This window comes from Agromyces sp. Y575 (genome assembly GCF_059445445.1).
Genome location: NZ_JCAIUI010000003.1, coordinates 804,040 through 829,270 on the forward strand (window position 1 = coordinate 804,040; position 25,231 = coordinate 829,270).

Consider the following 25,231-nt stretch of genomic DNA (forward strand, 5'->3'; position numbering starts at 1 on the left):
ATGCGGCCCAGCCCGCTCAGCTGACCGGCCCGGTCCACTTCTCGCCCGGGCCCTGCCCGATCGGGTCGGGAATGACCGACGCCTCGCGGAACGCGAGCTGCAGCGACCGCAGCCCGTCGCGAAGGCTTCGCGCGTGCATGTCGCTGATCTCGGGTGCACCGGCGGTGATGAGACCCGCGAGCGCGTTGATGAGCTTGCGCGCCTCGTCGAGGTCGATCTGCTCGTCGGGGTCTTCGGCGAGTCCGACCTTCACTGCGGCGGCGCTCATGAGGTGCACGGCGGCGGTTGTGATGATCTCGACTGCGGCGACCTCGGCGATGTCGCGGGTGGCGCCCTCGACGGTGGTCTCGTCTGAACTACTGTTCACGGACATCCTCTGTTAGACTGCTTCGGGCTCCGGGGCTTCACCCCGGTACGAAAGTGGAGATTCTCCCACCCGCGCATACCGCTTCATCAAGGTTACCGGGTCGATTGCACTCCGCTCCCACGCACTGCGCCAACCAGCACAGTACGGGGAGTAGACAGGGTGCCGTATGAATTGCACGGTGGGATTCCGTGCGCGATTACGTGGATTTCTCCTTTCGTCGTCGGGCGGCAAACGCCTCCCGACCGAGCGAATCAGCTTGAGTAGAGGAGAACACGCATCAGCGATCCCCGTACAAACGACCGTATCCGCGTCCCCGAGGTCCGACTCGTAGGGCCTGCCGGAGAGCAGGTCGGCGTCGTGAAGATCGAGGTGGCCCTGCGGCTCGCGCAGGAGGCCGATCTCGATCTCGTCGAGGTCGCTCCGAACTCGAAACCGCCGGTCGCGAAGATCATGGACTACGGCAAGTTCAAGTACGAGGCTGCGCAGAAGGCGAAAGAGGCCCGGCGCAACCAGGCGAACACGATCCTCAAAGAGGTTCGCTTCCGTCTCAAGATCGACAAACACGACTACGAGACGAAGATGAAGCGCGCCGTCGGCTTCCTGAAGGCCGGCGACAAGGTCAAGGCGATGATCCTCTTCCGCGGTCGTGAGCAGTCGCGCCCCGAGATGGGTGTCCGCCTCCTGCAGCGCTTCGCCGAAGACGTCGCCGAGTACGGCACGGTCGAGCACAACCCCACGATCGACGGCCGCAACATGGTCATGGTCATCGGGCCTCTCAAGAACAAGTCCGAGGCCAAGGCCGAGGCGAATGCACAGCGTGCTGCGGCGAAGGCGCGACCGGCGGCGGATGCCCCCGACGACGCCCCGTCGCAGACGGCCGAGTCCGCCGAGGGCTAGGCCAGACACCCCGTCCGCCACTCGCGTGGCGGCAGAACCAAGGAGAAAGACGAGATGCCGAAGCAGAAGACCCACTCCGGGTCCAAGAAGCGCTTCAAGATCACCGGCAGCGGCAAGATCAAGAAGCAGCAGGCCGGGATGCGCCACAATCTCGAGGTCAAGTCCTCGAAGCGCAAGGCCCGCCTGAATCAGGACAAGGTCGTGTCGGCCCCCGACGCCAAGGTCATCAAGAAGCTTCTCGGCCGCTGAGCCGACAGCGTACATAGGCAATCAGGCCCGTTAAGGAAGAAACAGAGTCATGGCAAGAGTGAAGAGGGCGGTCAACGCCCACAAGAAGCGCCGGGTCATCCTTGAGCGCGCCGAGGGTTACCGCGGCCAGCGTTCACGTCTGTACCGCAAGGCGAAGGAGCAGGTCACCCACTCCCTCGTCTACGCGTACCGCGACCGTCGTCAGAAGAAGGGCGACTTCCGTCGCCTCTGGATCCAGCGCATCAACGCCGCGTCGCGTGCGAACGGCCTCACCTACAACCGCCTGATCCAGGGCCTCGGCCTTGCAGGCATCGAGGTCGACCGTCGCATCCTCGCCGACCTCGCGGTCAACGAGGCCGCGACGTTCGCGGCGCTCGTCGAGTCGGCCAAGAAGGCCCTCCCCGCCGACACGTCGGCGCCGAAGACCGCGGCGTAAGCGCGAACTTCTCCACGGAACGGCCCGGCACGCCCTGCTCGAATGAGCGGTGCGCGCCGGGCCGTTCTGCATCCTGTGTCGCACCGGCACGCGTGCGTCGCACAGGTGCGTTCCGACGACGTCTTGCGGCCCGGAGGACGCCGCGCGAACGTCCTCTGGGCCGCAAAGCGTCGTCAGGAGAGGCGAATAGACTGGGGTCATGCTCGAGAATCCCCGATCGCCGCGCGTGCGCTCCGTCGCAAAGCTCGCCAAGAAGGCCGCCCGTGCCGAGAGCGGCCTGTTCCTGCTCGAAGGCCCGCAGGCGGTCGCCGAGGCGCTGACCTTCCGGCCGCAACTCGTCGTCGAACTCTTCGCAACGCCGAGTGCACTCGACCGGCATGCCGAGATCGGCGAGGCTGCCCTCGCAGCCGGCGTCGAGGTCGAGTTCGTCACTGAAGAGGTGCTCGATTCGATGGCCGACACGGTGACGCCGCAGGGCTTCGTCGCCGTGTGCCGCCAGTTCCCGACGGCGGTGAAAGACGTCTTCGGTGCCGGCCCGAAGCTCGTCGCGATTCTCGAAGAGGTGCGCGATCCGGGCAACGCCGGCACCATCGTGCGTGCTGCCGATGCAGCAGGCGCCGACGCCGTGATCTTCACCGGTCGCACGGTCGACCTGTACAACCCGAAGGTCGTGCGATCCTCGACTGGTTCGATCTTCCACTTGCCGGTCGCCGTCGGGGCTGAACTCGAAGACGTGCTCGTGCGTGCTCGTGCAGCAGGTCTGACGGTGCTCGCCGCCGATGTGAAGGGCGACGACCTGCTCTCCGCCCGCAACGACGGCGTGCTCGCCAAGCCGACCGCGTGGCTGTTCGGCAACGAGGCGCGCGGCCTCCTCGACGAGCAGCTCGAACTCGCCGACCGTGTCGTGACGGTACCCATCTACGGGCACGCCGAGTCGATGAACCTCGCCACCGCTGCATCCGTGTGCCTGTACGAGAGTGCCTTCGCGCAGCGCAGTGCGCATCACGGTTAGATAACCACCGCGCCGCGGCTCGGCGCCCCGGCACCGCGCGCCAGAGTTTTGCCCTAGTTTTGGGAGTATGGAGCCAACCCAGCCCGCCCCGCCGACCTCCAACATCTCGGTGCGTCGCGGTGAACCCCTCGTCGTCATCGACCACGTCGAGAAGCACTTCGGTGATCTCCACGTGCTGAACGACATCAACACCGTTGTGAATCGCGGTGAGGTGGTCGTGGTCATCGGGCCCAGCGGGTCGGGCAAGTCCACGCTGTGCCGGGCGATCAACCGGCTCGAGACCATCGACTCCGGCACGATCTCGATCGACGGCCAGAAGCTGCCCGAAGAGGGCGCCGAGCTCGCGAAGCTCCGTGCCGATGTCGGCATGGTGTTCCAGTCGTTCAACCTGTTCGCCCACAAGACGGTGCTCGAGAACGTCACGCTCGCGCCGATCAAGGTGAAGCGGATGTCGCGCAAAGACGCCGAAGCGAAGGCGATGCAGCTGCTCGAGCGCGTCGGCGTGGCGAACCAGGCGAAGAAGATGCCGGCTCAGCTCTCGGGCGGTCAGCAGCAGCGCGTCGCGATCGCTCGGTCGCTTGCGATGAACCCCAAGCTGATCCTCCTCGACGAGCCGACGAGCGCGCTCGATCCCGAGATGATCAATGAGGTGCTCGACGTCATGGTCGGTCTCGCCAAAGACGGCATGACCATGATCGTCGTCACGCACGAGATGGGCTTCGCTCGCAAGGCTGCCGACCGTGTGCTCTTCATGGCCGACGGCAAGATCGTCGAAGAGGCGACGCCGGCCGAGTTCTTCGACCACCCGAAGTCCGACCGTGCGAAGGACTTCCTCTCGAAGATCCTCGAGCACTAGAGACCCGCGCTGCCACGAGCGGCGAGGAACCAAACACAGGAGAAGAGGCAGAGACATGAAACGCATGAGAATGGCACTCGTCGCGGCAGCCGCGGTGTCGGCGCTCGCGCTCGCCGGCTGCGCCGGCAGCGGAGGCGACACGGCTGAGGAGACGTCGGCAGAGCCTGCGCCCACGTTCGAGGCCGGCACGACGATGGCGGAACTCTCCGAGGCGGGCAAGATCACGATCGGCACCAAATTCGACCAGCCGCTCTTCGGGCTCAAGGGGCCGTCGGGCGATCCCGAGGGCTTCGATGTCGAGATCGGCAAGATCATCGCGAGCGAACTCGGCATCGATGAAGAGAACATCGAGTGGGTCGAAACGGTCTCCGCTAACCGTGAGCCGTTCATCGAGAACGGTCAGGTCGACATCGTCGTGGCGACGTACACGATCAACGACAAGCGCAAAGAGGTCGTCTCCTTCGCGGGCCCGTACTACACGGCAGGTCAGTCGATCCTCGTGCTCGCCGACAACGACGACATCGAGAGCGAAGAAGACCTCGTCGGCCAGCCCGTCTGCTCCGTCACCGGCTCGACGCCGGCAGCGAACCTGAAGGAGCTCGGCGCCGAGGTCATCGAGACCGACACCTACAGCAACTGCCTCGAGCCGCTCCGCAGCGGCCAGGTCGTCGCAGTGTCGACCGACAACGTGATCCTCGCGGGCCTCGCCGCCCAGAACGAGGGCGAGTTCAAGGTCGTCGGCACGCCGTTCACCGACGAGCCCTACGGCATCGGCCTCGCCCTCGACGACACCGAGTTCCGCGACTGGATCAACGACGTGCTCGAAGAGGCCTACGAAGACGGCCGTTACGAGGAGGCGTGGAACTCCACCGCCGGAACCGTGCTGCCGTTCGTCGAGCCGCCGGCTGTCGACCGCTACTGATTCGACACGCGTCCCGGGCGAGCATCGCCCGGGACGCGTCCCATCCCTACTGACCGGAACGGAGACTCGTGGACGCCGTCATCGAGAACCTGCCGACCTACTTCGAGGGCTTCAGGATGACCCTGTTGCTCCTCGTGGTGAGCGGTATCTCGGCGCTCATCCTCGGCACGATCATCGCGGCGATGCGCATCTCGCCCGTCGGGTCGCTGCGCGGCTTCGCAACCGTCTACACCGAGCTCGTGCGCAACACGCCGCTCACGCTCGTGCTCTTCTTCTGCGCGATCATCCTGCCCTACCTCGGCTCGCGGCTCGACTACGTCACTGCCGCGATGATCGGCCTCGCCGTCTACACCTCGCCGTTCGTGGCCGAAGCCCTCCGCTCGGGCATCAACGGCGTGCCGCTCGGCCAAGCCGAGGCCGCACGCAGCGTGGGGCTCGGGTTCGGTCAGACGGTCAGCCTCGTGATCATGCCACAGGCGTTCCGCATGACGATTCCGCCGCTCATCAACGTCTTCATCGCTCTGACGAAGAACACTTCGGTCGCCGGCGGCTTCTTCGTCTTCGAACTCTTCGCCGCGACCCGTGATATCGCGAATGCGAACGGCAATGCCGTCATCGCCATTCTGCTCGGGGCTGCGACGCTGTACCTCGTGATCACGATCCCGCTCGGCGTGCTCGCGGCTCGACTCGAACGCAAGTGGGTGGTGCAGCGATGAGCAACTCATCGGTTCTCTTCGACGCTCCGGGGCCCAAGGCGCGCCGTCTGTCGTTGATCTCCTCGATCATCGCCGGCATTCTGATCCTCGCCGGAATCGGCTGGATCGTATGGACGCTCGCCCAGCCGCGCGACAGCGGGGGCATCACGCTTCCAGGCTTCTTCGACGCGAGTCGCTGGAACATCTTCGCCGACCCGGAGGTCTGGCAGTTCATCATCTTCGAGGGTGTGGCCGGTACCTTGCGCGCCGCACTCACCGCGGCGGTCTTCGCGGTCACGATCGGCGTCTTGTTCTCGCTGCTGCGCAGCTCGGAGCACGCTTGGATCCGCGTTCCGACCACGGTCGTGCTCGAGTTCCTCCGCGGCATGCCGGTGCTGCTCATGATGCTGTTCATCCTGCTCGTGCTGAACACCGGTTCGTTCTGGGCAGTGGTGGCGGCGCTCAGCCTCTACAACGGCGCGATCATCGGTGAAGCGCTGCGCGCGGGCCTGGTCGCACTTCCGCGCGGACAGCGCGAAGCCGGGCTCAGCCTCGGCATGCGGCCGCTGCAGTCGAAGATGCTCGTGGAATTCCCGCAGGCGTTCCGACAGATGCTCCCGATCATCGTCGCCCAGCTCGTCGTGCTCCTGAAAGACACCTCGCTCGGATTCATCGTCGGCTACAGCGAGCTGCTGCGTGTGAACATGAACAACCTCGGCAGCTTCTACGGCAACCGTTACCTGTTCTCGCTCTTCGTCGTGACGCTCGTGCTCTACCTGATCATGAACCTCTCACTCTCGTGGTTCGCACGCTGGCTGTCGCGGCGTACGGCGTCGAAGTCGAGCGGCAAGCGGCTGAACCCCGATGACCCGAACCAGGCGATGCTCGTCGCGCAGGCGACGGCCGCGGCGAAGCAGTCGTACACGCCCGGCAATTTCTGAACCGGTTCGCGTCCATCCGAGCAACTGAGCTAGCGACCGAGGACGACTAGACTCGTTTCTCGTGTCCGAGCCCCGTGAAATCACCGAGAACGCCGTCCAGACGGCGGTCGATGCAGCCCTCGCGGCGATCGCATCGGCCGGCGACTCCGCCGCGCTGAAGCAGGTCCGCACCGAGCACACCGGGGAGAAGTCCGCCCTCGCACTGCTCAACGCGCAGCTGCGCAACGTGCCGAACGATCAGAAGGCCGCGCTGGGCAAGCTCGTCGGCGGCGCCCGCGGCCGGGTGAGTCAGGCGTTCGCTGCACGTGAGGCCGAGATCCTCGAGGCCGAAGCTGTCGCGCAACTCGAGGCCGAGACGGTGGATGTCACGGCGCTCGCGTCACGATACCGGCCGGGCGCGCGGCATCCGCTGACCCTGCTGCAAGACCGCGTCTGCGACGTGTTCACCGGCATGGGCTGGGAGATCGCCGAAGGCCCCGAGGTCGAGAGCGAGTGGTTCAACTTCGACGCGCTGAACTTCGACGCCGATCACCCGGCGCGCGCGATGCAGGACACCTTCTTCGTCGACCCGCCCGAGGCGCACCTCGTGCTGCGCACGCACACGAGCCCGGTGCAGATCCGATCGATGCTCGATCGCGATCTGCCGCTCTACGTGCTCGCCCCGGGTCGCGTCTACCGCACCGATGAGTTCGACGCGACCCACCTGCCGGTCTTCATGCAGTTCGAGGGCGTCGCCGTCGACAAGGGCCTCACGATGGCGCACCTCAAGGGCACCCTCGACCACTTCGTGAAGTCGATCTTCGGCGACGAGGCGAAGATCCGCCTGCGCCCGAGCTACTTCCCGTTCACCGAGCCCTCCGCCGAGCTCGACTTCTGGCACCCGACCTTCAAAGACGGGCCGCGCTGGATCGAGTGGGGCGGCTGCGGCATGATGCACCCCAACGTGCTGAAGGCCGCCGGCATCGACCCTGAGGTGTACACCGGGTTCGCGTTCGGCATGGGCATCGAGCGCGGGCTCATGCTTCGCAACGACGTGCAGGACATGCGTGAAATGGTCGAGGGAGACATCCGTTTCTCCAAGCAGTTCGGAATGGTGGTCTGAAATGAGGGTGCCGCTCAGTTGGCTCGCCGAGTACGTCGAACTCGTACCGGGCACGACGCCCGAAGACGTGCATGCCGCCCTCGTGAAGGTCGGCCTCGAAGAGGAGGACGTGCACACGTTCGACCTCGAGGGTCCGATCGTCGTCGGCGAAGTGCTCGAGTTCGTCGAGGAACCGCAGACGAACGGCAAGACCATCCGCTGGTGCCAGGTGCGCGTCGCCCCTGAGGGCGAGCCCGCGGCCGACGGCGGCGACGCCGTACACGGCATCGTCTGCGGTGCCCGCAACTTCTTCGTCGGCGACAAGGTCGTGGTGACGCTTCCGGGTGCCGTACTGCCCGGTCCGTTCCCGATCGCGGCGCGCAAGACCTACGGACATGTCTCCGACGGCATGATCGCCTCGGCGCGCGAGCTCGGGCTCGGCGAAGACCACGACGGCATCCTGCGCTTGTCGACGCTCGGCATCGATGCGCCAGTCGGTACCGACGCGATCGCGTTGCTCGGCCTCGACGACGCCGCCATCGAGATCAACGTCACTCCCGACCGCGGCTACGCGTTCTCGATCCGCGGCGTCGCGCGCGAGTACGCCCACGCGACGGGCGCGCGGTTCCGCGACCCCGTCGAGCAGGTCACGGCGACGGATGTCTCGGCCGACGCGTTCTCCGTCGTGATCGACGACGCTGCACCGATCCGCGGCAGGCTCGGCTCCTCGGTCTTCGCCACGCGCATCGTGCGCGGTGTCGACCCGAGCCGCCCGACGCCGGCATGGATGATCGCACGGCTGAAGCTCGCCGGCATCCGCTCGATCTCGGTGCTCGTCGACATCACCAACTACGTCATGCTCGAACTCGGCCAGCCGATCCACGGCTACGACCTCGACCAGCTCCGCGGCGGCATCGTCGTGCGACGTGCGACGGCGGGGGAGAAGTTCACGACGCTCGACGGCAAGGAGCGCACACTCCACATCGAAGACCTCGTCGTCACCGACGACCGCGGCCCGATCGGGCTCGGCGGCGTCATGGGCGGTGCCGAGACCGAGATGGGTGACTCGACGCGCAATGTGCTCGTCGAGGCGGCGAACTGGGACCCGGTGTCGATCGCCCGCACCGCACGCCGTCACAAGTTGCCGAGTGAAGCGGCCAAACGCTACGAGCGCGGCGTGGACCCCGAGATCGCGGCTGCCGCAGTGTCGAGGGTCGCCCAGCTCATGGTCGACCTCGCCGGCGGCACCGCCGATGACGGCGGGTCCCTGATCCAGACCACCCCGCCGCGAACGCCGATCTTCCTGCCGCATGGCTTCGTCTCGGCGATCATCGGTGTCGAGTACTCCAACGAAGAGGTGCACGACGCGCTCGCAGAGATCGGCGGCGGCATCACCTCCGTCGACGGCGGCTTCTCGGTCGTGCCTCCCGCGTGGCGCCCCGACCTCACGGGCCGCGAAGAACTCGCGGAAGAGGTCGCCCGACTCATCGGGTACGACCGCATCCCGTCTGTGCTGCCCGTCGCCCCGCCCGGTCGTGGCCTCACCCGTTCGCAGCGGCTCCGCCGTCGCACCGCAGACACGCTCGCCGCGGCAGGCTCGACCGAGGTACTCTCGTTCCCGTTCGTGTCGGCCGAAGACAATGCCGTGTTCGGCAGCGCCGACGGCTCGCCCGTGGCATCCGTTCGCATCGCGAATGCGCTCGACCAGACCGCGCCGTTCCTTCGCCGTTCGGTGCTGCCGGGCCTCATCGGCGCCGCCCGTCGCAACCTCTCGCGCGGACTCACCGACCTCGACCTGTTCGAGATCGGCACGGTGTTCCTGCCCGAGCCGGGTCGTGTCTACGGCTCTGCCGAACTTCCGGTCGGCAACGCCAGACCGAGTGACGACGTGCTCGCGGCTCTCGACGCCGGCATCCCGCCGCAGCCCCGCCACCTGGGTGCGCTCATCATCGGCGATGTCGTGTCGAAGCAGCCTGGCCAGCCAGCGGTGCCAGCCGGCATCGCCGACGCGCTCGACCTCGTTCGCGCGGTCGAGCTTGCGACGGGCGCTCGCATCGAGTTCGTGCAGGGTCGGCATCGGGCGCTGCACCCGGGTCGCACCGCCGAGCTCCGCGTGAACGGCACGACCGTGGGCTTCGCAGGCGAGCTGCTGCCGGTTCTCGCCGATGAAGCGGATCTTCCCCGTGTCGTGGCCGTCGTCGAGCTCGACCTCGACGCCGTCATCGCACTGACGGAGCCGACCGTGGAAGCGCACACGATCGGCACGCTTCCGGCGGCGACGCAGGATCTCTCGCTCATCGCTCCGATCGAGGTGCCCGCCGCCGAGGTCGCCGCGGCAGTTCGCGAAGGTGCGGGAGAGCTGCTCGAGCAGCTTTCGCTCATCGACGACTATCGCGGCCAGGGCGTGCCGACAGGCTCGAAGAGCCTGACTTTCGCGCTCAGGTTCCGCGCGGACGACCGCACGCTGACCGCCGCCGAGGCGAGCGAAGCGAAGCTCGCGGGTGCAGCGCTCGCGCGTGAGCGCTTCGGGGCAGCCATCCGGGAATGACCACCCAGGCGCATTCGGTGAACGACGTCGTGACGATCATCAGGTCTGCGGTGGCCGATCACGGAGGGCGGCCGTTCATCGTCGGCGTCTCCGGTTTCGGCGGCTCGGGCAAGTCGACGCTTGCCCGGGCACTCGTCGAGCGCGTCCACGGTGCGGTGCGACTGCGCGGTGACGACTTCCTCGACCCGGTTCGCTCGCATCAGCGGTCGCGCGACTGGGACGGCGTCGAACGTGCAAGGATGCGCGCCGAGGTGCTCGAGCCGTACGCGTCCGGTCGGCAGGCAGTTTTCCGGCGCTACGACTGGTCGGCACGGAAGCTCGGCACGGCGGAGGAACTCGCGCCGGCCGAGGTGCTCGTCGTCGACGCCATCGGCCTGTTCCATCCCGACCTCGACGATTGTCTCGATCTGCGGGTCTGGGTGGATGTCGGGCTCGACGAGGCGACTCGACGCGGCATGGCCCGAGATCAGGCTGCCGGCAGCGATCACGACGCGCTCTGGCGCGATGTCTGGGTGCCGAACGAGCGTGACTTCGACGCTGCATTCGCGCCGCGCGAGCTCGCTGACATCCGCTACGAACCGGAGCAGCAAGCTGCGGCGATCATCGATCAGGCGCCGTAGCGCGCTGCGATGCGGTCGAATGCGGCATCCAGCTGTTGGTCGACCACGCGCCGCGAGGCATCCGCGTCATACCAGTCGACGATCTCCTGAGCTCCGCGCCAGAATGGCACGGTCGCGCGGTACTCGGGCACGAGCGCCTTCACCTTCGCGTTGTCGAAGATGACCGAGTGCGACTTGTCGCCCAGAAGACCTGGGCCGTGCTCGGGCAGTTCTCGTGCCAGCACGTCGCTCGCGACGTGCACCGGGTTGAACTCGGCGCCTGCGCCGGCAGCTCGTGCGAGCAGCGCGAAGATCTGGTTCCAGGTGAGCACCTCGTCAGAGGTGATCTGGAACGCCTCACCGACCGCGCGATCGTTGCCCAGCAGCCCGGTGAACGCGACGGCGAAGTCCTCCGTGTGGGTGAGGGTCCAGAGGCTCGTGCCGTCGCCGTGCACGACGACCGGGGCGCCTCGGCGCATCCGATCGATCGCGGTCCAGCCGCCGAGGAGCGGAATGCTCGTGCGATCGTAGGTGTGCGAGGGCCGGATGATCGTCGCCGGGAACCCGCGCTCGCGGTAGGCAGCGACGAGCAGGTCTTCGCTCGCGATCTTGTCGCGGGAGTACTGCCAGAACGGATTGCGCAGCGGGGTGGACTCGGTGATCGGTAGGCGGGCGACGGGCTTCTGGTACGCCGAGGCCGACGAGATGTAGACGTACTGCGCGCACCGCCCATCGAAGAGCTCGATATCGCGTGCGAGCTGCGCCGGGAAGAAGGAGCGGAAGTTCGCGACGACGTCGAACTCCTCGTCACCGATCGCGGTCGCGATGGATGCCACGTCCCCGGCGTCTCCGATGAGCTGACGTGCCCCGCGGATCGGCGCACGCTGGCGGCTCGTGCCTCGGTTGAGAAGCGTGAGCTCGTCGCCTCGATCGACGACGCGAGCACTCGCCGCCGAGCTGATGACGCCATTGCCGCCGATGAACAGCACGCGCAGAGCCATGGTCTCCTCCTCGACGGCCGCGGTGGTCGCGGCACCGTCGTGTCGAGCCTAGGCCGCGAGATCTCGTGCTGACATCGGGCGGGCGGATGCTGATCATGGCCGGCGAGTGCCCGTCACCGCTTCGTGCGATTCGTTCTCGGCCTCGTCCGCGACGGTGTGCGGTTCGTGCCGCTTCCATCGGAACAGCATTGCGTAGACGGGACCGAACGCGAGCCAGAGCCCCGCGATGACGGTGAGTCGTGCGGCCATCGCCCAGAGCTGGTCAGACCAGATGTCCTCGAAACTCGTCGGAACCCCGGCTCCCGCGAGAGCGGCCATGAGGAGCAGGCACGGGAGCGCGATCGCCCACGCGACGAGCACTCGCAGCCATTCCCGCCACATGCGCCGGATATACGCGGGTCCGCTCTTCACCGGGGTTTCGGGGGGCGGGCCACCGGCGAATCGGAAGGCGAACCATCGGTCGGTCGCCGCGATGATCGAGTGACCGAACCCGACGGTGAATCCGAGGTAGATCGCCGCGAGCGCGTGGGCGACGCCGGGTTCGCCCCCGCCGGCGAGGTCGACCGCGGTGAGTGCGATGAGCAGGAGATCGGCGAGCGGGACGCAGAGGAGGATGACGCGGCTCGCCAGCTCACGGCGCAGAAGGTAGCGAGTCGCGAGTCCGCCGAAGAGGAGGAGCCAGAAGACGACCTCCACTCCGAGGATCGCGAAGATGAGAGGGCTGAGTCGGCCGTCGTCGAGAAGATGATCCATGCTTCGAGCCTTGCCCGTGATCCGAAGGCGCGCGTCGACCGAAATCGGTGTCATCGAGGTCGACGTGTACACACTTCGAATGACGGTCGGCCCGTCTGGCTCAGCCGGAGTGGGGTCGCGGGGGCCCTCTCAAGCTGCTTGCATGGAGGGATGGCTTCCCAACGCCTCCGCCCGCTCCTCGCGCGCCACTCGACGCTCGCCATGACGGTCGTCTACCTCGCGCTCGCCCTCGTGCTGCTGGCGGCGGGCTTGCGCGTCTCCTGGGTCGAGGCGCCCATCGAGCTCTCGTCCGATCTCGATGCGGTGCTCGATGTCGTCGTCGTCCTCGTGATCGCCGCGCTGCACGTCGTTCGGTACCGGGCTCCACTTGCGGTCGCGCTCATCTCCACGGCGGTGCTGTTCGCGTTCGGGGTCATCACCGGCGCCAGCCCGATCGGCGCCCTGATCATCGTGGTCGACCTGTTCTACGTCGTCGCCCTCACCTCCTCGTCACGCGGGGTCGACGTGATGATGTACGCGGCGAACGGGGCGGCTGTGTTCGCACTGCTCGCGCTCGCGCTCGCGCTGCCGGGCGGACCCCCCGAGGAGTTCGCGAGAGTGCTCTGGGTGCCGATGGCCCTCGGGCTCGTCCTGTGGTGGGGGCGCGCGGTGCGCGTTCCCCGGCTCGAGGCCGCGTCCGAACGCGAGCGGGCTGCGGCCGTCGAACGCGCCGCGGAATCAGAGCGCCGCGGCGCGCTCGCCGCCGAGCGCATGGGAATCGGGCTCGAGTTGCACGACCTCCTCGCCGGCCACGTCGTCGCCATCGCCATGCAGAGCGAGGCGGCACTCGCGACCGCGCGGCGCGAGCGTTCGGCGACGGCGAGCGGCCTCGAGGCGATCCGGGCATCGAGCCTCGAGGCGCTCGCCGAGTTGCGGTCGATGATCGATGTGCTCCGGAGCGACGGAGACTCCTTCGCAGCTCCAGCGACGCTCGCCGAGCTCGGCGACCTCGTCGCGCGTGCACGGTCGTCGGGCGCGACGATCGAGGTGGAGTCGGACGCCGTGGCCATCGCCCAGTTGCGGACAGCCGTTTCGGTCGCGGGGTATCGCATCGTCGCCGAGGGACTCGTGAACGCCGCCAAGCACGCTCCCGGCCGGGCCGTCGAAGTACAGGTCATCGTCGTCGAGTCCGATCTGCTGCGCATCGAGCTCTCGAACCCCGCCGGCTCGGATTCCGACGCGCTGCCACCGATCGCGGGGGGCCACGGCCTGATCGGCATCGTCGAGCGCGCCCGGCTTCTCGGCGGGCACGCTGAGGCGGGGCTCGCGGACGGACGGTGGAGGCTCCGCGCCGAACTTCCGCTCGGTCGAGGCGAGCCGGCCGACGAGAACGCGCAGACCGGAGCTGCCCGATGATCCGGGTGCTCATCGTCGACGACCACGCAGCGGTACGCGCGGGGCTGGGTGCTCTTCTCGCGACGGCCGATGACATTGTGGTCGACGGGGAGGCGGGCAACGGGCGTGAGGCGATGCATCGACTCGAACAGTCGAGTTTCGACGTCGTGCTCATGGACGTGCAGATGCCCGTGCTCGACGGTGTTGCTGCAACGAGGCAGATCGTCGCGCGCCACGATGCCCGCGTTCTCGTGCTCACGACGTTCGGACTCGACGACATCGTGACCGCCGCGCTCGCCGCGGGGGCGGCCGGATTCCTCGTGAAGACCGCCACCGCCGACGAGCTCATCGCGGCCGTCCGGCGCATCGCCGCCGGCGACTCGGTCCTTGCTCCCGAGGTCACGGGCATGGTGCTCGACCGCTTGCGGAGGGTCGAGGCCGATTCGCTCGGGAGTCCGTTCCCCGAGGCATCCGCTCGGCTCGACAAGCTCACGGCCCGAGAGCGGGAGGTGTTCGACGCGCTCGCCCTGGGTCTTTCGAACGTCGAGATCGCCGATCGCCTTGTGATCACCGAGGCGACAGCGAAGACGCACGTGTCGCGAGTGCTCGGCAAGCTCGGGCTCGACTCGCGAGTGCAAGCGGCCCTGCTCGCCCGCCACGCGCACGAGCAGGGCCGCGCCCTCGGTTTGCGCGGCCCACGCGCCGCCCGGTAGGGTCGCACCATGTCCACCGCTCGGTTCGCCGCCTCCGCACGCGTTTCGCGTGTCGTCGTGGTGCGCAGCCGACGTCGTGGCGAGCGCCGACTCTAGGCGACCCCGCACGCGGCAGCGCAGCCGTCAGCAGGTGTCGCCGGAGCCATCCCTCGACCGCTTCGCCCTTTAAGGTGGAATCATGACGTTCTCCGTCGCCGTTTCCGGCGCGTCCGGCTATGCCGGAGGCGAGATCCTTCGCCTCCTCGCCGATCATCCCGACTTCGATGTGCGCACCGTGACCGCGCACTCCAACGCAGGCCAACCGCTCATCGCGGTGCAGCCGCACCTGCGCAGCTACACGCATCTCACCTTGAAAGAGACGACCGCCGAGACGCTCGCCGGTCATGACATCGTCTTCCTCGCGCTTCCGCACGGGGCATCCGGTGCGATCGCCGCCGAGTTGCCGGCTGAGACGCTCGTCATCGATTGCGGTGCCGATCACCGGCTCGAGAGCAAGTCGGACTGGGCGCAGTTCTACGGCGGTGACTTCCACGGTGCCTGGACCTACGGGGTGCCCGAGCTGCCGCGGCTGTCGGGTACCCAGCGTGACCGGCTCGCGAGGACGAAGCGCATCGCCGCGCCGGGCTGCAACGCCGCGACGGTGGCGTTGTCGCTCGCACCCGGCATCCGCGCCGGCGTCGTCGAGGCGGCCGACCTCGTCTCGGTACTCGCGGTCGGGCCCTCGGGCGCCGGCAAGAGCTTGAAGGCGCACCTGCTCGGTGCCGAGATCCTGGGCTCGGCGAACCCGTACTCGGTCGGCGGCGTGCATCGTCACATCCCCGAGATCCAGCAGGCGCTGCGCTGGGCGGGTGGGGCGCATCCCACGATCTCGTTCACTCCGGTGATCGTGCCGATGGCGCGGGGCATCCTCGCGACCTCCACGGCGAAGATCGTGCCCGGCACGGATGCTGCGACGGTGCGTGCCGCGTGGGAAGACGCCTACGCGGGCGAACGGTTCGTGCAGTTGCTCCCGGCGGGCCAGTTTCCGCGCACCGGCGACGTGCTGGGCGCGAACACCGCCCTGCTCGGTCTCCAGATCGACGAGAACGCGGGCCGCATCGTCGTGATCGCCGCCGTCGACAACCTCGTGAAGGGCACCGCGGGTGCCGCCATCCAGTCCGCGAACATCGCACTCGGTCTCACCGAGTCGAGCGGTCTTCCCGTCAACGGAGTCGCCCCGTGACCGTCACACACCCCCAGGGGTTCGAAGCTGCAGGCGTCGCCGCCGGCATCAAGCGCACCGGAGCGCTCGACCTCGCGCTCGTCGTGAACCGAGGCCCGGCGCAAGAGGCGGCGGTCGTGTTCACCGCGAACCGCGCGCAGGCCAACCCGATCATCTGGTCGAAGCAGGTCGCGGCCGACGGCATCGTCTCGGCGATCGTGCTGAACTCGGGCGGCGCGAACTGCTTCACCGGGCCCGAGGGGTTCCAGGTCACGCACCGCACGGCCGAAGCTGCGGCCTCCGGGCTCGGGGTCGCCGCCGGTGACGTGCTCGTCTGCTCCACCGGGCTCATCGGCGACCAGCTCGACGGCGAGATCCTCGAAGAGGGTGTGCTGTCGGCGATCGCCCGGCTCTCCGCCGACGGCGGCGACGACGCGGCTCGAGCCATCATGACGACCGACACGAAGCCGAAGCAGGTCGTCGTCGAGGGTGACGGTTGGTCGATCGGCGGCATCGCGAAGGGCGCCGGCATGCTCGCGCCCGGTCTCGCGACGATGCTGGTGGTCGTCACGACGGATGCCTCGCTGCCGGCGTCAGACCTCGATTCCGCGCTCCGCGCCGCGACTCGCGTGACCTTCGACCGGCTCGACTCCGACGGATGCATGTCGACGAACGACCAGGTGTCGTTGCTCGCCTCCGGGGCATCCGGCGTCGCGCCCGACCTCGCCGACTTCACCGTGGCGCTCACCGAGGCGTGCAGCGACCTGGCTCTGCAGCTTCTGGCCGACGCCGAGGGCGCGAGCCATGACATCGCGATCGAGGTGGTCGGCGCCGAGACCGAAGACGACGCCGTCGAGGTCGGTCGTTCGGTGGCCCGCAACAACCTCTTCAAGGCGGCGATCTTCGGCAACGACCCGAACTGGGGCCGGGTGCTGGCGGCGATCGGCACCACGAGCGCACCGTTCGATCCGTACCTCGTCGACGTCTCGATGAACGGGGTCCGGGTCTGCCATGCGGGTCGCCCCGACGCGCCGCGCGACCAGGTCGACCTCACGCCGCGGGCCACGCACGTGCTCATCGAGCTGCACGCCGGCGAGGCATCCGCCACCATCTTCACGAACGATCTCACGCACGACTATGTGCATGAGAACAGCGCCTACGCGAGTTGAGCATGAGCGACGACACAGAACCAGACGATACGAACGACGCTGCGGCGAAAGCGCAGGTGCTCATCGACTCACTGCCCTGGCTGAAGCGGTTCCATGGCGAGACGATCGTGGTGAAGTTCGGTGGCAACGCCATGGTGAGCCCCGAACTGCAGCGCGCGTTCGCCGAAGACATGGTCTACCTGCGCTACGCGGGCATCAAGCCCGTCGTCGTGCACGGCGGCGGGCCGCAGATCTCGGCGATGCTCGAGCGCCTCGGCATCCCGAGCGAGTTCCGCGGCGGCTACCGGGTCACGACGCCCGAGACGATGGACGTCGTTCGCATGGTGCTCTCCGGCCAGGTGAACCGCGAGCTCGTCTCGCTCATCAACGAGCACGGACCGCTCGCCTCGGGCCTCTCGGGTGAAGACGCGGGGCTCTTCACGGGCCGTCGCCGCGGTGTGCTCGTCGATGGCGAAGAGGTCGATCTCGGTCTCGTCGGCGACGTCGTCGCGGTCGATCCCGCCGCGGTGCTCGCCGAACTCGCCGCCGAGCGTATTCCGGTGGTCTCCTCGATCGCGCCCGACGGCGACGTCACCGGCCAGTCGCTCAACGTGAACGCCGACTCGGCCGCCGCAGCGCTCGCTGTCGCCCTCGGCGCCGCGAAGCTCGTCATCCTCACCGATGTCGCCGGCCTCTACCGCGACTGGCCGAATCGCGATTCGCTCGTCTCGGTCATCGACTCGCCTGCGCTCATCGACCTGCTGCCGAACCTCGAGTCGGGAATGATCCCGAAGATGTCCGCGTGCCTTGAAGCCGTCGAGGGCGGTGTGCCGAAGGCGGCCATCATCGACGGCCGGGTACCGCACTCGATCCTGCTCGAGGTCTTCACGCAGTCGGGCATCGGCACAGAGGTGGTCGCGGCATGAGCGACTGGCAGCAGCGCTTCGACCAGCGCATGATGGGCTCGATCGGCATGCCCCTCGCGAAGCTCGAGCACGGCATGGGCGCTTGGGTGACGGATGCCGCGGGCACGACGTACCTCGACTTCCTCGCCGGCATCGCCGTGAACTCGCTCGGGCACGCGCATCCCGTGTTCATCGAGGCCGTGACCGCGCAGGCGTCGAAGCTCGCACACGTGTCGAACTACTTCACGACCGAACCGGCCCTCGAGCTCGCCGAACGGCTCGTGCGGCTGGCCGGCGCAGAGCCCCAGGGGCGCGCCTGGTTCGGCAACTCGGGCGCGGAGGCCAACGAGGCGGCGTTCAAGCTCGCGAGGCTCAACAACTCGGGCGGGGCGCGCACGCGCATCCTGGCCCTCGTCGACGCCTTCCACGGCCGCACGATGGGCTCGCTCGCACTCACCGGTAAGCCGCACATGCGGGCGCCGTTCGAGCCGATGGTCGGGGGAGTGGAACACATCCCAGCGACGCTCGAGGCGCTCGAGGCATCCGTCGACGACGTGGTCGCCGCCGTCTTCGTCGAGCCCATCCAGGGCGAAGCCGGGGTCGTCGAGCTGCCCGAGGGCTTCTTGCAGGCCGCTCGCGAGCTGACTCATCGGCACGGAGCGCTGCTCATCGTCGACGAGATCCAGACGGGGGCCGGGCGCACGGGCGAATGGTTCGGCTTCCAGCACTCCGGCATCACGCCCGACGCGATCACCGTCGCGAAGGGCATCGGCGGCGGCATGCCGATCGGCGGGCTCGTGACCTTCGGCAGCGCATCCGCGCTGTACCAGAAGGGCCAGCACGGGTCGACGTTCGGCGGCAACCCGCTCGCAACCGCGGTCTCCAACGCCGTGCTCGGCGAGATCGAGCGCGCGGGTCTCGTCGAGAACGCCGCCGTGCGCGGCCCGCAGCTGCGCAAGCGCATCGAGGCGATCGGTTCGCCGCTCGTCGCCGGCACGCGTGGGCGCGGCCTCCTGATCGGCGTCGCCCTCACCGAACCGCTCGCCGGCCACGTGGTCGCCGAGGCGATGCGCGAAGGTCTCATCGTGAACGCCGCCAATGACCACACCATCCGCATCACGCCGCCGCTCATCATCGGCGACGCCGAGATCGCCGAGTTCGAGGTGCGATTCACGCGCGCCCTCACCAGCGCACTCGGCGAAGCTCATGCGCACTGACCTCACCGACTCCACTCACGAAACGGACGACACCTCACCATGACCCGCCACTTCCTCCGCGACGACGACCTCACTCACGCCGAGCAGACCGAGATCCTCGACCTCGCCGAGCAGTTGAAAGCCGACCGCTGGTCGCAGACACCGCTCGCCGGGCCCCAGACGGTCGCGGTGATCTTCGACAAGTCGTCGACGCGCACCCGCGTCTCGTTCGCGGTCGGCATCGCCGATCTCGGCGGTTCGCCGCTCATCATCTCCACCGCCAACAGCCAGCTCGGCGGCAAGGAGACTCCGTCGGACACCGCGCGAGTGCTCGAGCGCATGGTGTCGGCCATCGTCTGGCGCACCTATGCGCAGGCGGGCCTCGAAGAGATGGCGGCCGGCACGACCGTTCCGGTCGTCAATGCCCTGTCGGACGACTTCCACCCGTGTCAGCTGCTCGCCGATCTGCTCACGATCCGTGAGCACAAGGGCAGGCTCGCCGGACTCACGGTGACGTTCCTCGGTGACGGTCGCAGCAACATGGCGCAGTCCTACCTGCTCGCGGGTGCGACGGCCGGCATGCACGTGCGCGTCGCCGCGCCCGCAGAGTTCGCCCCCGAGGCATCCGTCGTCGCAGACGCCGAACGCATCGCCGCGACCACCGGTGGATCGGTCGCGGTGCTCACCGACGCGCGGGAGTCCGTGACCGGCGCCGACGTCGTCGTCACCGACACCTGGGTGTCGATGGGCAAAGAGGAAGAGAAGGCGCATCGCGTCGCGACGTTCGGGGAGTACCAGGTCGACGACGAACTCATGTCGACCGCGGCATCCGACGCCGTCTTCCTGCACTGCCTGCCCGCCGACCGAGGGTACGAAGTGACCGCCGACGTCATCGACGGCCCGCAATCGATCATCTGGGACGAAGCGGAGAACCGGCTGCATGCGCAGAAGGCGTTGCTCGTCTGGCTGCTCGCGAGGAAGGGTGCATGATGACCAACACGAACGACGCACCGGGCGCGAACGACGACGCCCACGGCACGAACGAGGGTTCGCTTTGGGGCGCACGATTCGCCACCGGGCCGTCGCCCGAGCTCGCGCGCCTCTCGAAGTCGACGCATTTCGATTGGCAGCTTGCCGGCTACGACATCGCCGGCTCCCGAGCGCACGCCCGGGCTCTCGCCGCTGCGGGATACCTCTCGCCCGATGAGCTCGACGCGATGCTCGCTGGGCTCGACACGCTCGAGGCCCGGGTCGTCTCGGGTGAGATCGTCGCCGGTGACGCCGATGAAGACGTGCACGGCGCGCTCGAGACCGCACTGATCGACATCGTCGGCCCCGAACTCGGCGGCAAGCTCCGCGCCGGTCGCAGCCGCAACGACCAGATCGCGACGCTCGTGCGCCTCTACCTGAAAGACCACGCCGCAACGATCGGGCGCGACCTCGTGCACCTGATCGACGCGCTGGCGGCCCAGGCCGACACGCACCGCACCGCGATCATGCCGGGGCGCACGCACCTGCAGCATGCGCAACCTGTGCTGCTCGCGCACCACCTGCTCGCGCACGCCTGGGCGCTCTCGCGCGATCTCGATCGACTCGTCGACTGGACGAAGCGAGTGGATGTCTCGCCGTACGGCGGGGGAGCGCTCGCCGGTTCGACACTCGGTCTCGACGCGGCATCCGTCGCCCGTGACCTGGGACTCGCCGCCCCTGCTGAGAACTCGATCGACGGCACCGCGAGCCGCGACGTCGTCGCCGAGTTCGCCTTCATCACGGCGATGATCGGCATCGACCTCTCGCGCTTCGCCGAAGAGATCATCCTCTGGAACACGCGCGAGTTCGGCTTCGTCACCCTCGACGACGGCTACTCGACGGGCTCGTCGATCATGCCGCAGAAGAAGAACCCCGACATCGCCGAGCTCGCGCGCGGCAAGTCGGGCCGCCTCATCGGCAACCTCACCGGCCTCCTCGCGACGCTGAAGGCGCTGCCGCTCGCCTACAACCGCGACCTGCAGGAGGACAAGGAGCCGGTCTTCGACTCGGTCGAGACGCTCGAGGTGCTGCTGCCGGCATTCACCGGCATGGTCGCGACGCTCACCTTCCATGTCGAGCGCATGGCAGAGCAGGCGCCGGTTGGCTTCTCACTGGCAACGGATGTCGCGGAGTGGCTCGTGAAGCGGCGGGTGCCGTTCCGCGATGCGCACGAGATCACCGGTGCGCTCGTACGCTACGCAGAGGAGCACGCCCTCGAGCTCGACGCGGTCGACGACGACGCCCTTGCGGCGATCTCGCCGCACCTGACTCCCGATGTGCGGGAGGTGCTCACAGTCGAGGGCTCGGTCGCGAGTCGTGACGGCATCGGCGGCACCGCCCCTGTGCGCGTCGCCGAGCAGTTCGCGCGGCTCGCCGACCGCGTGCGCCATCTCGTAGCGGGTCTTCCGGAGGCGCGGAGCTGAGCGAGCTCGTCACACAGGCACGGGAGTTCTTCGAACAGGATCCCGTGGCACTCGCGCCGCTCCTCCTCGGCGCGGTCTTGGCGTACGACGCGCCCGACGGTCGGGTCGCGATCCGGCTCTCCGAACTCGAGGCGTACCGAGGTGTCGGTGAAGACCCGGGCTCGCACGCGTTCCGGAGCCGAACCCCGCGCAATGAGGTGATGTTCGGTGCGCCCGCACACCTCTACGCGTATTTCAGCTACGGCATGCACGTCTGTCTGAACGTCGTGGCCCGACCCGTGGGCAGCTCATCGGGTGTGCTCATGCGCGGCGCGACGGTGGTCGAAGGTCTCGAGATCGCCAGACGCCGTCGCCCAGGCGTGAGTGATCGCGACCTCGCAAGGGGTCCTGGCCGGCTCTCGAAGGCACTGGGAGTTCCGCTCGACGCCGGCGGCAGCGACCTGCTCGCGGCGCCGTTCACACTGCGAGTGCCGAGCGTTCCGCTCCATCACGCGAGCGGCCCGCGCACGGGAGTCGGCGGCGCGGGCGGCGGATCGGAGTATCCGTGGCGATTCTGGCTGCCTGGTGACGAGGGTGTCTCGCCGTATCGGCGTCACAAGCTCGCCGCGGAGTGACGTTCGACGGGGAGCGGTCACTCGTCGCCGGAAGCAGGTACGTTCTCGCTGGCCGAACGACCGAGTTGCGGCATCCGCATCTCGTCATGCTCGTCAGCGCACGGCGAGGTGCACGACGAAGGCCGCCGCGCATGCCCAGATGAGGCTCGCGAAGGTACCGATGATGAATCGCTCGCGCGCCTCGGGTGCCTCGAGCTCGGTGAAACGGCCGACGCCTTTGACCGCGACGACGATGGCGAGCGCCTCGGGGAAACCGGCGATGATCGCTCCCGCCGAGGCGACGCGCTCGAGCACACCGATGGTGAGTCCTCCGCGCAGCACCTCGCGTCGGCTGCTGGACTGCACGCCGCGGTGCTCTTCGTCGGCTGATCGCTTGTCGGCGACGATGATGCCGCCGTGCAGGCCGGGTGCGACGGTGCCGCCCATGGCGAGGTCGAGCGCCGTGGCAGCGGCCGGGCTGCCGCCGAAGACCGCGATGGTGAGTCCGAGCACGGTGATCAGCGGCGAGAGCCCGAATTGCGCTGGGCCGGTCGCAGAGGCTGCGGCGAGCAGCGCGACCGCGAGCGTGCCCGCGGCGAACCAGATGTAGGCACGGCGCGGTCGAAGGTATGCCAGCACCGACAGCGCGGCGGCCGCGACCATGGCGATCAGCAGGGCGGACCAGGTGATGGCGTCGGCGATGACGACGAGGTGATTCATGTGCGGGCTCCCGTCGCGGCATCCAGATTCTCAAGCAGCCTAGCGAGCGCCGGCACGGCATCGAGCTCGGCTCGAATATTCGCCGACTTCACGCGTGAGCTGATCGCCGGCGCACTCACCCCGAGCTCTTCGGCGATGTCGGATTGGAGAGCGCCGGCGACGATGCGGTCGTAGACCTCCCAGCCCTGATCGGAACGCCGTTCGCGCAGGATGAGTGCGAGCTTGAAGATCGCCTCGACGTGCGCGGCATCATCGTGGGCCGCCTCGATCGCGAGCCGGGGCGAGCTCTTCTTGGCCCGCTCGACTGCGTCTCTCGCGGCGAAGAAGGCCTCGCCGCTCGCTTCCCGGATATCGGCGGGCAGTGGCTCGCGCACAGCACCGCATCCCACGCCGACGCTCCAGGCGGCGTTCCGGGTGAGTTCGAAGACGACGTCGACCACGGTCCGAGCGTCACTCGTGAGCAGCTGTATCTCGTCTCCCGCGTTGCGAGCGACGGGGAGCCGGAGCCGATCGCCATGATCGCGCTGGATTCTGTCGCGTTCCACACCCGCCAGATCGGCGTTCGTACGACTGGCGACCTGGTCGGCGGTGACGACGATCATGGTATCTCCTTCACCTTGAATCCTTCATCGATGTCTGCATAAGCGTACAACGTTAATAGTCAGCGCATGGCTGCGGCCGCGGCGTGTTCGGATGGGAAGGTCAGAACCCCAACGTGAGACGGGAGGCGACCTGCCTTCACCTTGGTTCCTTCATTGAGGTTGATGTAAGCATAAAGCCTTAATCGATCGACGGTTAGAGGTCGAACCTAATCGCCCCGCTGATACCCTGACGGAGTGTCAGACCCCGTGATCCTCAGTACCCAGCAGAACGACGCCTCCTTCGCAGACGTCTGGGAGGAGCTCGTCTGGCGTGGCCTCGTGCACGTCTCGACCGATCAGGCTGCGCTGAAAGACCTCCTCGCGGGCGAGCCGATCACGTATTACTGCGGGTTCGATCCCACTGCGCCGAGCCTGCACCTGGGCAACCTCGTGCAGCTCCTCGTGATGCGACGCCTCCAGCTGGCCGGCCACAAGCCGCTCGGCCTCGTCGGCGGTTCGACGGGCCTGATCGGCGATCCGAGGCCCTCGGCCGAGCGCACGCTGAACACGAAGGAGACCGTCGCCGAGTGGGTCGGATACCTGCAGGGCCAGGTTTCGAGGTTCCTCTCCGCCGAGGGCGAGAACCCTGTTCGGCTCGTGAACAACCTCGACTGGACCGGCGGTCTCTCCGCAATCGACTTCCTCCGTGACATCGGCAAGCACTACCGAGTCGGAACGATGTTGAAGAAAGACGCCGTCGCCTCGCGGCTCAACTCCGATGCCGGCATCAGCTACACCGAGTTCAGTTACCAGATCCTGCAAGGGTTCGACTACCTTGAGCTCTACCGCCAGTACGGGTGTGTGCTGCAGACGGGCGGCAGCGACCAGTGGGGCAACCTCACGAGCGGCACCGATCTCATTCACCGGGTCGAGGGCGCGAGCACGCATGCGATCGGCACGCCGCTGGTCACCAATAGCGACGGCACGAAGTTCGGCAAGAGCGAAGGCAACGCGATCTGGCTGGATGCCGCGATGTGCAGCCCGTACGCGTTCTACCAGTTCTGGCTCAATACCGACGATGCCGATGTCATCTCACGGCTGAAGATATTCACGTTCCTCAGCCGGGAGCGCATCGATGAGCTCGAGCAGCTCGTTGAAACCGAGCCGTTCAGGCGAGAGGCGCAACGGGTGCTCGCCACCGAGGTGACCACACTGGTGCACGGTACGGATGCCACGGCGGCCGTCATCGCTGCGTCGCGTGCCTTGTTCGGTCAAGGCGACCTCGCCACTCTCGATCCCGCGACACTCGAGGCCGCCTTGCGCGAGCTGCCGAACACCACGAGTGCAGCGGATGCCCCGATCGTGCAGCTCCTCGTCGACACCGGCCTGGTCTCGAGCCAGAGTGAGGGCCGGCGCGCGATCGCACAGGGGGGAGTGTCGCTCGACAATGTGCGCATCGACGACGAGGCGGCAACCCTCGATGGTCGCGTCGCTGCCGGCGGCATGGCGGTCCTCCGCCGTGGCAAGAAGACGCTCGCGGGAATCTTCGTCGAGTAGTCGTTCACGACGACGTCCAGGGCTCCGGTCGCTCACTTCGGTGAGTGCCCGGAGCCCTTCTGTTTCCGCGGCTCAACACGCGACACGCCCGGGATGCGCCCAGAAGTTGCACGCCCCCCGGAATCCACGTAATGTAATCACTCGTTGCCCCACAGGAGCGGAAGAGCGGCAGAGTCGATCAGCCAAGTGCTGAGAAACGTCCAGCTCATCCTCCTCAAGTGGCACGAAGATCCCAAACCATGAAGACTTCTTCTTCGTGTGTTTGAAGCGTTCGGTTCCGTCCTTTTCAGGATGCCCGAATGAGAACGAAAAGCTCCGGCAGTTCGATCCGATCAGGTTCGAGCACCGGGTGCGTCCGTTCCTTGAGAACTCAACAGCGTGCACTATGTTCAATGCCAATTTTTGAACCCCATCCGGTTTTCGGATCGGTGGG

27 protein-coding genes are annotated in these 25,231 nt (G+C 67.7%); 21 read left to right on the forward strand and 6 right to left on the reverse strand.

Features of this window, described 5'->3' with window-relative positions; all coding sequences use genetic code 11:
- Positions 1-16 precede the first annotated feature (16 nt).
- Entirely contained in the window at positions 17-367 is a 351-nt protein-coding gene (locus AC1C2U_RS15825; RefSeq protein ID WP_495362715.1) for a DUF1844 domain-containing protein, read from the reverse strand.
- A 276-nt stretch (positions 368-643) separates the two neighbouring features.
- Between AC1C2U_RS15825 and infC the strand changes: the two genes are divergently transcribed.
- The 11 genes from infC to AC1C2U_RS15880 all read left to right on the forward strand — a co-directional run bounded on the left by infC (position 644) and on the right by AC1C2U_RS15880 (position 10,624).
- A complete protein-coding gene (infC, locus tag AC1C2U_RS15830) occupies positions 644-1,264 on the forward strand; it encodes a translation initiation factor IF-3 (RefSeq protein WP_495362761.1) in 621 nt (206 codons plus the stop codon).
- Between the two features lie 54 nt (positions 1,265-1,318).
- Positions 1,319-1,513: a 50S ribosomal protein L35 gene (rpmI, locus tag AC1C2U_RS15835; protein ID WP_495350512.1), complete on the forward strand. Its 195-nt coding sequence runs from the start codon at positions 1,319-1,321 to the stop codon at positions 1,511-1,513.
- A 49-nt stretch (positions 1,514-1,562) separates the two neighbouring features.
- Positions 1,563-1,949: a 50S ribosomal protein L20 gene (gene rplT, locus AC1C2U_RS15840; RefSeq protein WP_495362716.1), complete on the forward strand. Its 387-nt coding sequence runs from the start codon at positions 1,563-1,565 to the stop codon at positions 1,947-1,949.
- 199 nt (positions 1,950-2,148) lie between these two features.
- Positions 2,149-2,961, forward strand: a complete 813-nt coding sequence (locus tag AC1C2U_RS15845; protein ID WP_495362717.1) for a TrmH family RNA methyltransferase — start codon at positions 2,149-2,151, stop codon at positions 2,959-2,961.
- Between the two features lie 67 nt (positions 2,962-3,028).
- Positions 3,029-3,817, forward strand: coding sequence for an amino acid ABC transporter ATP-binding protein (locus tag AC1C2U_RS15850; RefSeq protein ID WP_495362718.1), 789 nt, complete (start codon positions 3,029-3,031; stop codon positions 3,815-3,817).
- Positions 3,818-3,872: 55 nt separating this feature from the next.
- Positions 3,873-4,739, forward strand: a complete 867-nt coding sequence (locus AC1C2U_RS15855) for a glutamate ABC transporter substrate-binding protein (RefSeq protein ID WP_495362719.1) — start codon at positions 3,873-3,875, stop codon at positions 4,737-4,739.
- Between the two features lie 68 nt (positions 4,740-4,807).
- On the forward strand, positions 4,808-5,455 hold the full coding sequence (locus AC1C2U_RS15860; protein WP_495362720.1) for an amino acid ABC transporter permease: 648 nt from the start codon (positions 4,808-4,810) through the stop codon (positions 5,453-5,455).
- Entirely contained in the window at positions 5,452-6,375 is a 924-nt protein-coding gene (locus AC1C2U_RS15865) for an amino acid ABC transporter permease (protein WP_495362721.1), read from the forward strand. The genes AC1C2U_RS15860 and AC1C2U_RS15865 overlap by 4 nt, the downstream gene beginning before the upstream one ends.
- A gap of 61 nt (positions 6,376-6,436) precedes the next feature.
- Positions 6,437-7,477: a phenylalanine--tRNA ligase subunit alpha gene (pheS, locus tag AC1C2U_RS15870; protein WP_495362722.1), complete on the forward strand. Its 1,041-nt coding sequence runs from the start codon at positions 6,437-6,439 to the stop codon at positions 7,475-7,477.
- A 1-nt stretch (position 7,478) separates the two neighbouring features.
- Positions 7,479-10,004, forward strand: a complete 2,526-nt coding sequence (gene pheT / locus AC1C2U_RS15875) for a phenylalanine--tRNA ligase subunit beta (protein WP_495362723.1) — start codon at positions 7,479-7,481, stop codon at positions 10,002-10,004.
- Complete coding sequence (locus AC1C2U_RS15880; RefSeq protein ID WP_495362724.1) at positions 10,001-10,624, forward strand: uridine kinase family protein; 624 nt, start codon at positions 10,001-10,003, stop codon at positions 10,622-10,624. Before pheT ends, AC1C2U_RS15880 begins: the two co-directional genes overlap by 4 nt.
- Here AC1C2U_RS15880 and AC1C2U_RS15885 read toward each other — a convergent pair.
- Both AC1C2U_RS15885 and AC1C2U_RS15890 read right to left on the reverse strand, forming a co-directional pair.
- Complete coding sequence (locus AC1C2U_RS15885; protein ID WP_495362725.1) at positions 10,612-11,604, reverse strand: NAD-dependent epimerase/dehydratase family protein; 993 nt, start codon at positions 11,602-11,604, stop codon at positions 10,612-10,614. The two genes, AC1C2U_RS15880 and AC1C2U_RS15885, sit on opposite strands and share 13 nt — an antisense overlap.
- A 93-nt stretch (positions 11,605-11,697) precedes the next feature.
- On the reverse strand, positions 11,698-12,357 hold the full coding sequence (locus tag AC1C2U_RS15890) for a hypothetical protein (RefSeq protein ID WP_495362726.1): 660 nt from the start codon (positions 12,355-12,357) through the stop codon (positions 11,698-11,700).
- A 150-nt stretch (positions 12,358-12,507) separates the two neighbouring features.
- On the opposite strand from AC1C2U_RS15890, the gene AC1C2U_RS15895 reads away from it, so the two are divergent.
- The 9 genes from AC1C2U_RS15895 (at position 12,508) to AC1C2U_RS15935 (ending at position 21,961) form a co-directional block, all read left to right on the forward strand.
- The gene (locus AC1C2U_RS15895) at positions 12,508-13,752 is read left to right on the forward strand and encodes a sensor histidine kinase (RefSeq protein ID WP_495362727.1); all 1,245 of its coding nucleotides are present in this window, start codon (positions 12,508-12,510) and stop codon (positions 13,750-13,752) included.
- On the forward strand, positions 13,749-14,444 hold the full coding sequence (locus AC1C2U_RS15900) for a response regulator (RefSeq protein ID WP_495362728.1): 696 nt from the start codon (positions 13,749-13,751) through the stop codon (positions 14,442-14,444). The genes AC1C2U_RS15895 and AC1C2U_RS15900 overlap by 4 nt, the downstream gene beginning before the upstream one ends.
- A gap of 178 nt (positions 14,445-14,622) precedes the next feature.
- Entirely contained in the window at positions 14,623-15,666 is a 1,044-nt protein-coding gene (gene argC, locus AC1C2U_RS15905) for an N-acetyl-gamma-glutamyl-phosphate reductase (RefSeq protein WP_495362729.1), read from the forward strand.
- A complete protein-coding gene (gene argJ, locus AC1C2U_RS15910; RefSeq protein WP_495362730.1) occupies positions 15,663-16,814 on the forward strand; it encodes a bifunctional glutamate N-acetyltransferase/amino-acid acetyltransferase ArgJ in 1,152 nt (383 codons plus the stop codon). The genes argC and argJ overlap by 4 nt, the downstream gene beginning before the upstream one ends.
- A 2-nt stretch (positions 16,815-16,816) precedes the next feature.
- Positions 16,817-17,719 (forward strand): acetylglutamate kinase, encoded by a 903-nt coding sequence (gene argB / locus AC1C2U_RS15915; protein ID WP_495362731.1) that lies wholly within the window; start codon positions 16,817-16,819, stop codon positions 17,717-17,719.
- Positions 17,716-18,915 (forward strand): acetylornithine transaminase, encoded by a 1,200-nt coding sequence (locus AC1C2U_RS15920; protein ID WP_495362732.1) that lies wholly within the window; start codon positions 17,716-17,718, stop codon positions 18,913-18,915. The genes argB and AC1C2U_RS15920 overlap by 4 nt, the downstream gene beginning before the upstream one ends.
- Before the next feature lie 39 nt (positions 18,916-18,954).
- On the forward strand, positions 18,955-19,884 hold the full coding sequence (gene argF, locus AC1C2U_RS15925; RefSeq protein ID WP_495362733.1) for an ornithine carbamoyltransferase: 930 nt from the start codon (positions 18,955-18,957) through the stop codon (positions 19,882-19,884).
- Positions 19,884-21,347, forward strand: a complete 1,464-nt coding sequence (gene argH / locus AC1C2U_RS15930) for an argininosuccinate lyase (protein ID WP_495362734.1) — start codon at positions 19,884-19,886, stop codon at positions 21,345-21,347. The genes argF and argH overlap by 1 nt, the downstream gene beginning before the upstream one ends.
- Positions 21,344-21,961: a DNA-3-methyladenine glycosylase gene (locus tag AC1C2U_RS15935; RefSeq protein ID WP_495362762.1), complete on the forward strand. Its 618-nt coding sequence runs from the start codon at positions 21,344-21,346 to the stop codon at positions 21,959-21,961. The genes argH and AC1C2U_RS15935 overlap by 4 nt, the downstream gene beginning before the upstream one ends.
- 93 nt (positions 21,962-22,054) lie before the next feature.
- Here AC1C2U_RS15935 and AC1C2U_RS15940 read toward each other — a convergent pair whose 3' ends face one another.
- Positions 22,055-22,660: a hypothetical protein gene (locus AC1C2U_RS15940; protein WP_495362735.1), complete on the reverse strand. Its 606-nt coding sequence runs from the start codon at positions 22,658-22,660 to the stop codon at positions 22,055-22,057.
- A complete protein-coding gene (locus AC1C2U_RS15945; protein ID WP_495362736.1) occupies positions 22,657-23,262 on the reverse strand; it encodes a DNA-binding protein in 606 nt (201 codons plus the stop codon). The genes AC1C2U_RS15940 and AC1C2U_RS15945 overlap by 4 nt, the downstream gene beginning before the upstream one ends.
- 234 nt (positions 23,263-23,496) lie before the next feature.
- On the opposite strand from AC1C2U_RS15945, the gene tyrS reads away from it, so the two are divergent.
- Entirely contained in the window at positions 23,497-24,798 is a 1,302-nt protein-coding gene (gene tyrS / locus AC1C2U_RS15950) for a tyrosine--tRNA ligase (protein ID WP_495362737.1), read from the forward strand.
- Between the two features lie 72 nt (positions 24,799-24,870).
- Here the strand turns inward: tyrS and AC1C2U_RS15955 are convergent.
- Positions 24,871-25,231: hypothetical protein (locus AC1C2U_RS15955; RefSeq protein WP_495362738.1), on the reverse strand; the 361-nt coding region annotated here is incomplete at its 5' end.

What these genes read in the sequence shown, in the direction of transcription:
- rpmI (WP_495350512.1), top strand. Translation starts at nt 1,319, where the DNA reads ATGCCGAAGCAGAAGACCCACTCCGGGTCCAAGAAGCGCTTCAAGATC.
- rplT (WP_495362716.1), top strand. Translation starts at nt 1,563, where the DNA reads ATGGCAAGAGTGAAGAGGGCGGTCAACGCCCACAAGAAGCGCCGGGTC.
- AC1C2U_RS15845 (WP_495362717.1), top strand. Translation starts at nt 2,149, where the DNA reads ATGCTCGAGAATCCCCGATCGCCGCGCGTGCGCTCCGTCGCAAAGCTC.
- AC1C2U_RS15850 (WP_495362718.1), top strand. Translation starts at nt 3,029, where the DNA reads ATGGAGCCAACCCAGCCCGCCCCGCCGACCTCCAACATCTCGGTGCGT.
- AC1C2U_RS15855 (WP_495362719.1), top strand. Translation starts at nt 3,873, where the DNA reads ATGAAACGCATGAGAATGGCACTCGTCGCGGCAGCCGCGGTGTCGGCG.
- AC1C2U_RS15865 (WP_495362721.1), top strand. Translation starts at nt 5,452, where the DNA reads ATGAGCAACTCATCGGTTCTCTTCGACGCTCCGGGGCCCAAGGCGCGC.
- pheT (WP_495362723.1), top strand. Translation starts at nt 7,479, where the DNA reads ATGAGGGTGCCGCTCAGTTGGCTCGCCGAGTACGTCGAACTCGTACCG.
- AC1C2U_RS15880 (WP_495362724.1), top strand. Translation starts at nt 10,001, where the DNA reads ATGACCACCCAGGCGCATTCGGTGAACGACGTCGTGACGATCATCAGG.
- AC1C2U_RS15885 (WP_495362725.1), bottom strand. Translation starts at nt 11,604, where the DNA reads ATGGCTCTGCGCGTGCTGTTCATCGGCGGCAATGGCGTCATCAGCTCG.
- AC1C2U_RS15890 (WP_495362726.1), bottom strand. Translation starts at nt 12,357, where the DNA reads ATGGATCATCTTCTCGACGACGGCCGACTCAGCCCTCTCATCTTCGCG.
- AC1C2U_RS15895 (WP_495362727.1), top strand. Translation starts at nt 12,508, where the DNA reads ATGGCTTCCCAACGCCTCCGCCCGCTCCTCGCGCGCCACTCGACGCTC.
- AC1C2U_RS15900 (WP_495362728.1), top strand. Translation starts at nt 13,749, where the DNA reads ATGATCCGGGTGCTCATCGTCGACGACCACGCAGCGGTACGCGCGGGG.
- argC (WP_495362729.1), top strand. Translation starts at nt 14,623, where the DNA reads ATGACGTTCTCCGTCGCCGTTTCCGGCGCGTCCGGCTATGCCGGAGGC.
- argB (WP_495362731.1), top strand. Translation starts at nt 16,817, where the DNA reads ATGAGCGACGACACAGAACCAGACGATACGAACGACGCTGCGGCGAAA.
- AC1C2U_RS15920 (WP_495362732.1), top strand. Translation starts at nt 17,716, where the DNA reads ATGAGCGACTGGCAGCAGCGCTTCGACCAGCGCATGATGGGCTCGATC.
- argF (WP_495362733.1), top strand. Translation starts at nt 18,955, where the DNA reads ATGACCCGCCACTTCCTCCGCGACGACGACCTCACTCACGCCGAGCAG.
- argH (WP_495362734.1), top strand. Translation starts at nt 19,884, where the DNA reads ATGACCAACACGAACGACGCACCGGGCGCGAACGACGACGCCCACGGC.
- AC1C2U_RS15940 (WP_495362735.1), bottom strand. Translation starts at nt 22,660, where the DNA reads ATGAATCACCTCGTCGTCATCGCCGACGCCATCACCTGGTCCGCCCTG.
- AC1C2U_RS15945 (WP_495362736.1), bottom strand. Translation starts at nt 23,262, where the DNA reads ATGATCGTCGTCACCGCCGACCAGGTCGCCAGTCGTACGAACGCCGAT.